Source organism: Candidatus Methylomirabilota bacterium, from assembly GCA_036001065.1.
Classification (GTDB): Bacteria; Methylomirabilota; Methylomirabilia; order Rokubacteriales; family CSP1-6; genus MNEF01.
The window spans coordinates 1-12,163 of the sequence record DASYUQ010000226.1; the positions used below are offsets into that span (position 1 = coordinate 1).

The window sequence follows — 12,163 nt, forward strand, 5'->3', positions numbered from 1 at the left end:
ATGCTGCTTGCTCGAAGGGACGTCCGGAGGTACTCTTGGGCGTACTGAAGGAGGCGCCCCGATGTCCAAGGTGCTTGACATCATGCCGGTTACCGATCTTCGGCAGGACGCGGCTGCGGCTCTCAAGCGGGTTCGCGCCACGAAGCAACCCCTCGTTATCACGCAGCGGGGGAGGGCAGCCGCCGTCATGATCAGCGTCGAAGCGTATGAACGCGCCGAGCATGAACGCCAGATTCTCCGGCTACTCGCACGAGGCGAACGCGAGATTCGGGCCGGAAAGGGACATAATCTCAACGACGTACTGGAAGAGGCCGATCGCCTACTCGCCGACAGGTGAGGTTGCGGGTCCGTTTCACGCCGTCCGGCCGGAGGCAGTTCCTTGATGCTATCGCGTACATCCTTCGGGACAATCCCGCCGCCGCCCGACGGTTGCGTCAGCGAGCCGAACGTGTGCTGCGCCGGCTGGAACGGTTTCCCGAATCGGGCCGTGTCCTTCCCGAGTTTCTCGATCTTCCGTATCGCGAGGTTATTGTTGCCCCGTACCGCTTCTTCTATCGTGTTGTGGACAGGACAGTCTGGGTCGTCGGCGTCTGGCATGGCGCCCAGATTCCAGAGGAGCCCAGAGGTGAGCGGTCGGGGAGATAGGTAACAAAAGAGTCCGGGGACATGGGTTACACGGTTCGGCGGTTCAGTCTCCCATACGCGTCTTCGATGCGCAGGTGGCGCTCGAGCAGACGGCCGAGCTTCAGCGGTCCGAAGTAGACGTTCGATATCCCATCGTCGATCTCCTCGAGGCCGACGTATTCACCAATGCAGACGGTGGAAACGTTCACCCAGCGGCGGTTCCAACGGATGCCGCCGTTGGCGCTGACGTAGCGCACTTCGAAGCGATCGGGATACTCGAGCGGCGGCAACCGGTCCGGCATCGGTCGCGCCGACGCCGTGTAGCACGCCGCCGGCGTCTCTTGATCGAGGGCCTCGTGCGGGCGCTCGTGGTTGAACTCCTGGCGAAAGCCGTTGAACCGGCGCTGCTGGACGGCGAGGCTGCCCGCCGCCGGCCGAGTCGTCGCCGCTTTCAGGGCGCGGTGCATGCGCTCATGCCGGCCGTTTTGCGCCGGGCGGCCGGGCTCGATGAGCTCCGGGAGGATGCCCAGGCGCACCCACCACGCCGAGAGCTTGGGGAGCCGGACCAAGGTGGTGGTGGCAAGGGGCACGCCGTTGTCGGTGCGGATCCGCTTGGGCAGGCCATACTCTTTGAACAGCGGGGTAAGGACCGGCTTGGTCTCGTGGACGGCCGTGGACCCGAGCGCCTGACAGCCGAGCAGGTAGCGACTGAAGCCATCGGCCACAGTCAGCGGATAGCAGTGGCGGCCGTCGCCGGTCCTGAACTTGCCCTTGTAGTCGGCGGTCCACACGTCGTCTTCCGGAAGGCTAGTGCCGTTCCAACTTGTTGATACTAAATCTGTCCACGAACGACGTACACGGTGCCTTCCTAGGCGCGAATAGTTGGAACGGCACTAGATCGACGCTTCGGTGAAACGCGTCCGCTTCGATAGGGACGCTGGAGCGGAGTTCATCGCTGCCGGGAAATTTTATGAGGCCCAAGCCGTAGGTCTCGGCTTGGAATTCGTAGCCGAGGCCATTAATCGGGGCATGAATCTGACCTTGGAAGAATCAACACTTCTTGGCGCAGAGTAGTTTGGCTTGGTGGCCTCGACGGAAGACTTCCGAGAGGGAACGCAGTTCTTTCTAGAGGAGACCAATCCCTCGGGCTTCGCATTGAGGGGGATGCAGCTGGTGCGCGGGCCTCTAGTCCAGCCGGTAGAAGCGCCGGGCGTTGTGCAGGAGGATCTTCTCCTTCACCTTGTCCGAGAGATCGGTCCGCCCGACGAACTCGGGGATGTCGTGCAGGAAGTCGGGTCGGGCGCGCTCGTGCGGGTAGTCGGAGGCGAAGAAGATCCGGTCCTCGCCCACCAGCTCGACGACGTACGGCAGCGTCCGTTCCTCGACCTCGCACGAGAAGTAGATGTTGCCTTCCCGGATGTACTGGCTGGGCTTCCGTCGGAGGAACGGACACCAGCGCTTGCCCCGCTTCTCGAATTCCTCATCCATGCGATCCATCATGTAGGGCACCCAGCCGGCGCCGCACTCGAGGAAGGCGACTCTCAGCTTCGGGAAGCGCTCGAAGACGCCGTCGAACATGAGGCTGGTGAACTGGATGAGGATGGCGAACGGGTGCTCGAGGGTGTGGGCCTTGATGAAGGAGTCGAAGAAGTCGAAGCCGAACCCCCGGCTGGGCGCTCCGTGGAAGGCGACGGGCACGTCCAGCCGCTCGGCCTCCTCGTAGAGGGGATCGAAGTCGCGGTGGCCGAAGGCCTTGCCCAGCACCGTCGCCGCCGGCAGCAGGGCGCCCCGCATCCCGAGCTCGCGCACCGTGCGCCGCAGCTCCGTCACCGCGGCCGGCACGTCCAGGACGGGCAGGAGCGCGATGCCCTGGAGGCGGGAATCCCGCTTCGTATACGTGTGGTAGAGCCAGTCGTTGTAGGCCTTGGCCAGCCCGATCGACCAGTCGCGGTCCTGGATGAGGCCGAAGGCCAGGCCGGCCGTGGGGTAGAGAAACGTCATCTCCATCCCGGTGTCGGCCAGGAAGCTCACCCACGATTCGGGGTCGCCATGGGCGATGCGATCGGAGGCGGCCCGAAACCATCCGTCGAGCGACGGAAAGTAAGAGAAGCACGACCGGTCGCTGCTCTTGAGGGATCGGCCCAGGTACGTGGCGTACTCGGCGATCTGAGTGTCGTGCTCGACGCAGTGACCATCGGCGTCGATCACCCGGAACGGTGTCATGTCCGTACCTCCCGGCGGCGGCCTAGTAGAAGGTCAAGCCGCCGTTGACGGTGATGGTCTGCCCGGTGATGAAGGCGGCGTCGTCCGAGGCCAGGAAGACCACGGTCCCCACCAGGTCCTTCGGCTCTTCGGGGCGCTTGACGCATTGGGCGCGCAGCATGGCCTCGCGCTGCTCCGGAGTCACCGTCTCCCGCGGGATCTCGGTGTAGGTCGCGCCGGGGGTGATGGTGTTGACGGTAATTCCAACATCGCCGAGCTCCCGCGCCATGGCGCGGGTCATGGCGAACACCGCGCCCTTCGACGCGATGTAGTGCAGGTAGTTCGGGCGGCCCACGAAGATGGCCGCCGAGGAGATGTTGATGATCCTCCCGCTTCGCTGCCGCTGCATCTGGGGAACGACCGCCTTGCTCGCCAACCACACGCCTCGCACGTTGACGGACATGAGCTGGTCCCACTCCGCCACGCTGAGCTCCCAGAAGGGCTTCATCCTGATGGTGGAGAAGATCGCCGCGTTGTTGACGAGGATGTCAAGCCGGCCGAACTGGCGCACGGTGGAGGCCGCCATGTCGTGGCAGCTCCCCTCGTCGGCCACGTCCGTCCGCACGAAGAGGGCCTGGCCGCCCGCGGCCTGGCATTCCTCGGCGACCGCTTTGCCTTTGGCCTCGTTCAGCTCGGCCACGACGACCCTGGCGCCCTCGGCGACGAGCCGATGGGCGTAGGCGCGCCCGATGCCCTGGCCGGCGCCGGTGACCACCGCGATCCGATCCTTGAGCTTCAGTGGCCTAGCCTTCGAAGACGCGTGTCACCGGCTGGTGCCCGCCGTGGTCCGGGTAGGCCTGCTCCCGATACAAGCCGAGGGCCTGCATCACCGGCGTGTCCTGGACGGAGAACAGAATCGCTTCGGTCCCATCGGCGCTGGCGTGCTCGTGCCAGGCCCAGGTCGGCACCACGAAGAGGTCGCCCTTGCGCCAGTCGAATCGCTGGCCGTCGATCACGCTGTGGCCCTTGCCCTCGAAGACCAGGTAGACCGCGCTGCCGGTATGGCGGTGCGCCTTGGTCCGGACGCCGGGACGGATGAGCTGGATCCAGCAGGCGATGGTGGGCATCAGGGGGCCGCCGGTGTGGGGGTTGATGTACTCCATGGCCACGTCGTCGTGAGGGCTCGCCCCCACCGTGGCGAGCCGGCGAAGGGCCTCCTGGGTGCGCTCCCACTTGTAGTTGAGCAGCGGAGAGAACGGCCCCAGCGAGCGCTCCCAGGTCGGTCGGAGCTGGCCGAGCCCATACCGGCGCTCAGAGTCTCCAGCCGGGCGCTCGATTTGCTGAGCGTCTTTGGGGAACGGTTCGTAGAAGGTCGCTTCCATTTCGGCCACCAGGGGCAGGTCCAGGCCGTCGAGCCAGATCATGGGCTCGTCGCTCTCGTTGCCGTGGTCGTGCCACGTCCACGGCGGCGTGAGCACCAGATCGCCGCGGCTCATGACGCACTTGTCGCCATCCACCGTGGTGAACGCTCCGTCGCCCTGGACGATGAACCGGATCGCCGCCGGCGAGTGCCGGTGGGCCGGAGCGACCTCGCGCGGGAGCAGGTACTGAAAGCCGGCCCACAGCGTGTGCGTGGCGCCGTAGCGCGTCGGAAGGCCGGGGTTGATGAACCCGAGGACGCGCCGCTCGGCTCCGCGGCTGAGCGGCGCCAACTCGCCCGCTCGCTTCACCAGTGGCAGCATCGTGTCCCAGCGCCATAGATGCGGGATCGCGCGGCCTCGCGGCTCCTTGGGCAGGAGGTTGGTGGCGACGTTCCAGAGCGCGACGAGGTGGTTGCGCTCCAGCTCCTGATAGAACGCCTGCGCTTCGTCGGTCGCAGTGGTCGTCGCGGTGCGGGGACCGGCCATGGGAGACTCCTTAGAGGCCACTCAGCGGAACCGGGGCATGACGTGCCTGGCGAACAGCTCGATGCTCCGGCGCGCCTTCGGCTTTTCCATCATGCCGAAATTGATCTGGAAGCTCGGGTAGACCTCCCCGAACGTGTCACGGATGTAGGTGAGCTGTCTGGCCACGTCGTCGGGGTCGCCGATGACCGCCCGGGTCTCGTCCAGCACCCGCTCGTAGGTGATGTCGTTCAGCATCTGCTCGAGGGCCGAGTACTGCTTGTACTGCCCCGACTGCCGGCCCGTCCAGGCCTTGGCGTGGGTCCGGAAATTACGGAGATATTGCTCCATGTAGGGGCGGCATTCCTCCCGCGCCTCCTTCCGCGTCGGGGCCACGAAGAGATGGAGCACCATCATGACCTCGCCCGGACCGCGGGTGGCCTCGTGGCCGTGGTCCCGGTACGCCTGGCGATAGAGCTGGAGCTTCTCGGCCAGCTCGTGGTGCTCCCCGAGATACGGGACCACCATCATGTTGTAGCCCCGCTCGCCCGTCCACACGAAGGACTCGGGACTCACCACCGCCGCGACCCAGATGGGCGGGTGCGGCGTCTGGGTCGGGCGCGGGAGCGAGGTCACGTTGCGGAAGCGGTGGAACTTTCCCTCGAACGTGACGTTCTCCTCGGTCCACAGCCGGATCAGGGCCTCGATCCCCTCCTCGAACCGCGCCCGGCTCTCCTCCATGGAGATCCCGAAGGCGTCGAACTCGTACGGCATGAACGCGCGCGCGATGCCGGCGTCCAGGCGCCCTCCGCTGATGGCGTCCAGCATCGTGAGCTGCCCGGCCAGCTTCAGCGGGTGATTGAAGACGGGCAGGACCGCGCCCGTGACCAGGCGCAGGCGCCGCGCGCGCTGGCTGCAGGCGGCGAGGAAGAGGCAGGGGTCGGGGCTGTAGCCACCGTAGGAGGTGAAGTAGTGCTCGACGATCTTCACGCTGTCGTAGCCCAGCTCGTCCGCGTACTCGGCCAGGTCCAGCACATCCTCGAAGTACTGCCGGCCGGATATCCGGTCCGGCTGGGCGTCGGGGAAGTAGTCGATCCCGAACTTCATGGCTCACTCCCTCCCTGTGCCGTCATGCGCGGTGTCCTTCCCCTCGGCCCTCCCCACCCCCACGGAACGAAGTTGAGCGCCAGGTGAGCTTGTCCGATCTCACCCGAGAATGCGTGTCGTGTCAAGGCGCTGACCGATCGACACGCGAGGCCGGGCGCCGCGGGAGGTATCGTCCGGTCGGCCGATCCTCGAGGAGCTTGCCGTCGCGCGCGACGATCCGCCCGCCCTTGATCGTCGCCACCGGCCAACCGCAGAGGCGCTTGCCCTCGAAGGGCGAGAAGTCGGACATCCCGCCCAGCGCTTCCGGCCGCACCTCGCGCTCGAGGGCGAGGTCGACGACCACCAGATCGGCATCCGAGCCGACCGCAATCGTCCCCTTCTTCGGATAGAGCCCGAACACGCGCGCGGGCGTCCCGCACATGCGCTCGGCGAGAAGCTCGAGCGGCGCGCCGCGCACGTGATGACCGAAGTGGAGCAGGGCGGGCAGATGCGTGCCGAGCCCGGCATAGCCGGGCCGCGCGCCGTGGAGCCCGGCCTCCGGCTGCTTGGTGGCGCGCGTCCGCGACGTGTTGTCCGTTCCGACGAGATCGATCGAGCCGTCGAGGAGGCCGTCCCACAGCATCCGGGTGTTCGACGCCGAGCGGATCGGCGGCACCATCTTCAGGAGAAAGCCGTTCGGGTCGTCACTGCTGAGGCCGAGGTACGGGCTCGTCGTCTCCACGGTCAGCCGGGCGCCATCACGCTTCAGGCCGCGGACCACGTCGAGCCCCGCGCGGCTCGAGAGATGGACGATGTACAGGTGGGCGTCGGCCTGGCCCGCGAGGTAGGCCGCGGTCTTGATCGCCAGCGCCTCGGCCTCCGCCGGATGGGCGGCCTCCCAGTCGGCGACGCTCCCCCGAGGCTTCCGGCGGCTGAGCTCGGCCCGGCCCCATTCGACCAGGCTCGCGTTCTCGGCGTGCACGCACGCCACGGCGTCCGGCCCCAGCGCCGTCACCTGGCGAAACCCCTCGAGGAGGAACGCGTCGCTCACCGACTGGACGATCCCCGGGATGCCGGACATGTAGAACTTGAACGACCGGACGCCGTGCTCCTCGGCACAGGCCGGCAGCTCCCGGAGCTGCTCCTCCGTGAAGATCTGCAGGTGGAAGGCGGCATCGACGTAGCTCGCCTCATCGATCGCGCGGCGGAATTCCGTGAGGTGCTTGAGGTAGGGATCCGTCCGCCGGAGGAAGACGCACACCGTGGTCACGCCCCCGATGACCGCCGCGCGCGACTCGGTGTGCGCCTCTTCCTCGAAGGGCAGGGTGTTGCCGAGGTGCACGTGCGGATCGACGACGCCCGGGAGCACCGCCTGGCCCCCCGCGTCGAAGGTCGCCTTCGCCCCCCCGAGGCCCTCGCCGAGGGCGACGATTCGCCCCTCCGCGATACCGACGTCGGCCCGGAGCTGCCCGGTGCCGGGGACCACCAGCGTGCCACCACGAACCACCAGATCGAGCATCACGTGCTCCTCGGTTCGAGCGCCGGCTTCGCCGGCGCAATCCCCTTTGGGGAGTTTCAGAGGGGGCCGCGCGGCCCCCTCTGACTATGGATTTCGGAGGGGGCCGTAACGTCCGCCCCCTCCGATTGACTAGTGCCGTTCCAACTTGTTGATACTAAATCTGTCCACGAACGACGTACACGGTGCCTTCCTAGGCGCGAATAGTTGGAACGGCACTAGCCCAGGAACTCGTTGGTGAAGAGCGAATCGACGGGGACGCTGGTCTTGAGGTCCAGGTACTGCATCATGAGGTCCCGGGTGTGCTGCATCTTCTCGCGTGTCATCCGCCCCAGGCCCTTCTGCCGGGTGAAGTCGGTGACGATCAGGTCCTTGAGGATCGGGACCTCCTTCAGCGCCAGATCTTCGTTGAGCTGCGGCTGGGACTTCTTCATGATGGCGATCGCTTCCTGCGGGTTGGCGAGGGTGAACTCGATGCCCTTGAGCGTCGCCTGCACGAAGCGCTGAGCGACGTCGCGCTTCTTCTCGAGGTAGTCCTCCATCGCGAGGATCCCGTTGGCGTAGAAGTCCACTCCCCAGTCTCCGTAGACAAACGTGCCGATGTCGTCGCCCGGCCGGGCCGCCTTCTGGAGCACGGGCAACGTGAGGTTGTAGGTCATCATCGCGTCTGTCGTGTAGTTGAGGAGGACGCTGTTCTTCGAGTTGGGGTCGACCGACAACCAGCTGATCTTCGACTCGTCGATCCCGTTGGCCTTGGCGAACGCGGGGAAGATGGCCTTCGGCGAGTCGCCCGGCGAGTAGGCGACCTTCTTGCCCTCCAGGTCCGGGGGCTTCGAGATCCCGCGTCCCTTGATGAAGAAGATCGTGTGGGGTGGCTTCTGGTAGACGCAGGCCACCGCTTTCATCGGCAGGTTCTCGCGGCCGCGGACGACGATCATCGACCCGATGTCGTTGAAGTTGAACTGCACCTGCCCGGCGGCGAGGGCCCGCAGGCCCTGGAGCGTGCCGGTCCCCTGCTCGACCGTCACGTCGAGCCCGGCGCTCGAGTAGTAGCCCTTGGCCCCGGAGACGTAGTACGGCGCGTGGCGCCCGAACGGGATCCAGTCGAGGCGAAACGCGATCTTCTCGGTGGCGGCCCCGGCCCGGCCGACCAGCGGGACGCCCAGCGCGAGCCCGGCGCTCAGGGCGTGCCCGAGAAACGTGCGTCGCGAGCTCAGCGTTCGGTCGCGGTGTGTGGTGTCCATGCGTTCCTCCTTCAGGCCAGGCCGCTCACATCGTGCCCGTCCCGGGGCGTCGGGCCGAGACGTGCCATCGAATCACGAACCGCTCCACGAGTTCCAGGAGAAAGTAGAACCCGACTCCCAGGACCGAGAGCGTGACGACGCTGGCGAAGACCAGCGTCGTGTTCAGCTCACCGTTCGCCACCAGCACCAGGTAGCCGAGCCCTTTCTCCGCGCTCACGAACTCGCCCACGATCGCGCCGACGACGGCCAGCGTGCTGGCCACCTTGAGCCCGCCGAAGATGTTGGGCAGCGCGTTCGGAAAGCGCACGAACCAGAACACCTGGAACGCGTTGGCCCCCATCGACCGCACGACGTTGACGACCTCCGGGGGTGCGGCGCGGAGCCCGATGGCGGTGTCGATGACGATCGGGAAGAAGGCGATCGTGAAGGCGATCAGGACCTTGGAGGTCATGCCCGCCCCCAGCCACACGACGAAGATCGGGGCGATGGCGGCCTTGGGAACCGTCTGGGAGGCGACCAGCAGCGGGTAGACCGCCAGCTCCACCGGCCGCGCATAGACCAGGAGCGCTCCCAGGGGGATGCCGACGACCACGCTCAGCCCGAAGCCCAACAGGAACTCGGCCGCCGTGATCGCGCTCATGTGCGCGAGCAGCGGCAAGGCGGAGACGAGCGTGGCTGCGACGTCGCTGGGGGCGGGGAGGAGCAGCCGGGAGACGGCGGTGAGCTTGGTGAACGCTTCCCACGCGACCACGAGGCCCGCGAGCGTCAGCGCGGGATAGAGGTAGGGCGCCAGGCGGGCGCCGGCCGACGGCAACGCCTCGGTGTCCGCGTCGGCCAGGGCGTCGAGGCGCTCGCTCATGTCTCGCTCAGGAGCCCGAAGGCCTGAAAGTGCTGGCGCACCTCGGCCGCGTAGCGGCCGAACGCCGGCGATTCCCGCATCCCCAGCCGGCGCGGCCGCGGCAGCTCGATCTCGAGCACCGACGCGATGCGCCCCGGCCGCGGGGACATGACCACGACCCGATCGGCGAGGAAGATCGCCTCCCAGATGCTGTGGGTGATGAAGAGCACGGTCTTCCGCGCCTCCAGCCACAGGCGCTGGAGGTCGAGCACCATCTGGTCGCGGGTGAGGGCGTCCAGCGCGCCGAAGGGCTCGTCCATGAGGAGGAGCGGCGGATCGTGGACGAGCGCCCGGCAGAGCGCCACGCGCTGGCGCATGCCGCCCGAGAGCTCCCAGGGGTAGTACGACTCGAAACCCGAGAGCCCGACCCGCGCCAGGAGCGCCCGGGCGGTCGGCTCGTACCGGCGACGGTCGAGGCCTCGCACGTCGATCTGGAGGAGCACGTTGTCCAGCACGGACCGCCAGGCGAGCAGCGCGTCCTGCTGGAAGACGACGCCCACCTCGGTGTACGGGCGAATGACGCGCTGGCCGTGGATGACGATCTCGCCCGCGGTCGTGGGGATCAGCCCGGCCACCAGCATGAGCAGCGTGCTCTTCCCGCAGCCCGAGGGGCCCACGATCGACACGAACTCGCCCACGCCGAGATCGAACGTGATCGGGTCGAGCGCCTTGAGGGCGCGGCCGCGCGGGCGATAGGCCTTCTCGACCCCGTCGATCCTGACGAACGGCGGTTGCGCGGTTTCGACCGGCGAGCCCGGCGTGCGGAGTTCCGCCCTCATCCGCGGCGCGGCGCTCCCGGCCTCCTGAGCTCGCGCGCGAGCGTCGCCCGCGCCACTTCCTGGCCGTCCTTGAGGACGTGCCGCCGCGGCGGCTGGGTCCGGAGCGCCTCGTGGACCGACGGCGCGTCGATCACGACGAGGTCGGCCCGCCGGCCCGGCGCGATCCCATAGTCGTCCAGTCGCGCGGCCCGCGCCGCGTTCGTCGTCACCATGTCGAACACCTGCTCCAGCTCGTGGGGCAGTGTGAGCTGGGCGGTGTGCGCCATCATCAGCGCCACCTCCAGCTGGTCCGGCTTGCCGAACGGGTAGTAGGGGTCGTTGACGTCATCCTGCGACGAGATCACGTTGACCCCGCGGGCCAGGAGCTCTTTGACCCGCGCGATCCCGCGCCGGCGTGGCTCGCGGTCGATCCGCGCCGAGCAGACCAGGTTGATGTGAGCGTTGACCGAGATCGTGATCCCGGCGGTGGCGACCATGTCGATCACCTTCGCCGCGTACACGTCGTTGTAGGCGGCCATGGCGCCACAGTGGCTGGCGGTGACCCGGCCCTCCCGGCCCTCGCGCATGGTCTTCCAGGCCAGGTACTCCAGGCTCCGCGAATTCGGGTCGTCCGTGTCGTCCACCAGCATGTGGATGTCGAGGTCGTGACGCTGCGCGAGCCGGAAGCAGATGTCGATGTGCTCGTGGGCGTCGGCGTCGGTGTACTCGTACCAGGGCAGCCCGCCGACGATGTCGCACCCTTGCTTGAGGGCCTCTTCGAGGAGCTCCGCCGCGCCGGGATCGCGGAGGATCCCCTCCTGTGGAAAGGCCACGACCTGGACCTGGCAGAGGCCCTGGAACCGCTCGCGCGCGAGCAGGAGGCCCTGGGCGGCGCGGAGGCCGCCGATCGTGCCCACGTCGGCGAAGAGCCGGAAGAAGCTGGTCCCGTTCTGGACGCCCGCCTCCAGGACGCGCCCGGCGCGCCGCCCGACCTCCTCGGGCTCGTACGTGCGCTTGAACTCGTTGGTGATCTCGATCGCCTCCGGGAGTGTTCCCGAGACGTTCGGGCGCATGCGCTCACCGAGCAGCGACTTGTCGGCGTGGAGGTGGAGGTTCACGAACCCCGGCGAGACGAGGCAGCCGCCGGCATCGATGGTCTCGGGTGCCGTCGCCGCCAGGCGCGGGCCGACGGCCTCGATCCGGCCCTTGGTCATCGCGATGTCGACGAGGTCGGGCTGACCGCGCAGGCGGGCGTTCCGGATGATCAGGTCCATCGCCGCCCTAGTGTTCCGTCCGGGACGTCATGTTGACGATCACCGCGCTGGGAGCGCTGCCACCGGGGCCGAGGCGGCACGGGCGGCAGGGATCGCGGGACCACGCGGCACGCGCCCACTGCCCCGTGGCGGCTGGGCTGCACCTGGGCCCGCGGGGTCCGCCGCCGGTAGGCGGCAACGGGTCCCGTCGACCCCTGCCGCCCGTGCCGCCTCGGCCGCGGCGCCGCGGGCAGGCGGGCTCTTCACATGATGTCCAGGGCGGGGCATTAGGTGCGCTCCAGGATGTGGAACCCGCGCGTCCGGTCCGCCAGGTAGATCAGGCCGCGGGAATCGAGACACACGTCGTTGGACGAGACCCGTTGGGCCCCGGCGGGAACGGGCGGCAGGAACGACGCGACCTCACGCGGCGCATGTGGGTTCTTGATGTCCACGATGCGCAGCCCGTAGGCGAACCACGCCACCGGGATCTCCGCCCCACGGATCTCCTCGCACGGCTGATGGCAGCCCGTGTATTCCGGCTGGGGCGAGCCGTCCACGCCGTCCACCTGGAAGCTCGCGAACGGCACCGGCCGCGACTCGTCGGTGATGTCGACGAACCACAGGAAGGAGGGGGACGACGGCCGGAGCCGCACCACGTCCTCGTCGGCCACGAGCAGCACGCGCCGGCCCCTGAGCGGG

General features: G+C 67.9%; 13 protein-coding genes. 2 read left to right on the forward strand and 11 right to left on the reverse strand.

The genetic code is table 11. The features are described from left to right. The first annotated feature begins 61 nt into the window (after nucleotides 1-61). Together VGV13_21765 and VGV13_21770 are read left to right on the forward strand one after the other, a co-directional pair. Nucleotides 62-337, forward strand: coding sequence for a type II toxin-antitoxin system Phd/YefM family antitoxin (locus tag VGV13_21765; protein ID HEV8643707.1), 276 nt, complete (start codon nucleotides 62-64; stop codon nucleotides 335-337). Then, nucleotides 334-645 (forward strand): type II toxin-antitoxin system RelE/ParE family toxin, encoded by a 312-nt coding sequence (locus VGV13_21770; GenBank protein HEV8643708.1) that lies wholly within the window; start codon nucleotides 334-336, stop codon nucleotides 643-645. The genes VGV13_21765 and VGV13_21770 overlap by 4 nt, the downstream gene beginning before the upstream one ends. Before the next feature lie 26 nt (nucleotides 646-671). Here the strand turns inward: VGV13_21770 and VGV13_21775 are convergent, their stop codons facing one another. The 11 genes from VGV13_21775 to VGV13_21825 all read right to left on the reverse strand — a co-directional run. After that, nucleotides 672-1,415 carry an integrase core domain-containing protein gene (locus tag VGV13_21775; protein HEV8643709.1) on the reverse strand — a complete coding sequence of 248 codons (744 nt, stop codon included), beginning with the start codon at nucleotides 1,413-1,415 and terminating at the stop codon, nucleotides 672-674. Between the two features lie 394 nt (nucleotides 1,416-1,809). Then, nucleotides 1,810-2,847 (reverse strand): amidohydrolase family protein, encoded by a 1,038-nt coding sequence (locus VGV13_21780; GenBank protein HEV8643710.1) that lies wholly within the window; start codon nucleotides 2,845-2,847, stop codon nucleotides 1,810-1,812. A 22-nt stretch (nucleotides 2,848-2,869) separates the two neighbouring features. Then, nucleotides 2,870-3,625, reverse strand: coding sequence for a 3-oxoacyl-ACP reductase family protein (locus tag VGV13_21785; GenBank protein ID HEV8643711.1), 756 nt, complete (start codon nucleotides 3,623-3,625; stop codon nucleotides 2,870-2,872). Between the two features lie 4 nt (nucleotides 3,626-3,629). Continuing rightward, the gene (locus tag VGV13_21790) at nucleotides 3,630-4,733 is read right to left on the reverse strand and encodes a cupin domain-containing protein (protein ID HEV8643712.1); all 1,104 of its coding nucleotides are present in this window, start codon (nucleotides 4,731-4,733) and stop codon (nucleotides 3,630-3,632) included. Nucleotides 4,734-4,754: 21 nt separating this feature from the next. Further along, nucleotides 4,755-5,816 carry an LLM class flavin-dependent oxidoreductase gene (locus tag VGV13_21795; protein HEV8643713.1) on the reverse strand — a complete coding sequence of 354 codons (1,062 nt, stop codon included), beginning with the start codon at nucleotides 5,814-5,816 and terminating at the stop codon, nucleotides 4,755-4,757. A gap of 121 nt (nucleotides 5,817-5,937) precedes the next feature. Next, complete coding sequence (locus tag VGV13_21800; GenBank protein ID HEV8643714.1) at nucleotides 5,938-7,314, reverse strand: amidohydrolase family protein; 1,377 nt, start codon at nucleotides 7,312-7,314, stop codon at nucleotides 5,938-5,940. A gap of 215 nt (nucleotides 7,315-7,529) precedes the next feature. Next, on the reverse strand, nucleotides 7,530-8,555 hold the full coding sequence (locus tag VGV13_21805; protein ID HEV8643715.1) for an ABC transporter substrate-binding protein: 1,026 nt from the start codon (nucleotides 8,553-8,555) through the stop codon (nucleotides 7,530-7,532). A 25-nt stretch (nucleotides 8,556-8,580) separates the two neighbouring features. Then, nucleotides 8,581-9,414: an ABC transporter permease gene (locus VGV13_21810; protein HEV8643716.1), complete on the reverse strand. Its 834-nt coding sequence runs from the start codon at nucleotides 9,412-9,414 to the stop codon at nucleotides 8,581-8,583. Next, entirely contained in the window at nucleotides 9,411-10,232 is an 822-nt protein-coding gene (locus tag VGV13_21815) for an ABC transporter ATP-binding protein (protein HEV8643717.1), read from the reverse strand. Before VGV13_21815 ends, VGV13_21810 begins: the two co-directional genes overlap by 4 nt. Continuing rightward, nucleotides 10,229-11,485, reverse strand: coding sequence for an amidohydrolase family protein (locus tag VGV13_21820; GenBank protein ID HEV8643718.1), 1,257 nt, complete (start codon nucleotides 11,483-11,485; stop codon nucleotides 10,229-10,231). Before VGV13_21820 ends, VGV13_21815 begins: the two co-directional genes overlap by 4 nt. A gap of 266 nt (nucleotides 11,486-11,751) precedes the next feature. Beyond that, the coding region (locus tag VGV13_21825; protein ID HEV8643719.1) for a hypothetical protein at nucleotides 11,752-12,163 on the reverse strand (412 nt) is incomplete at its 5' end.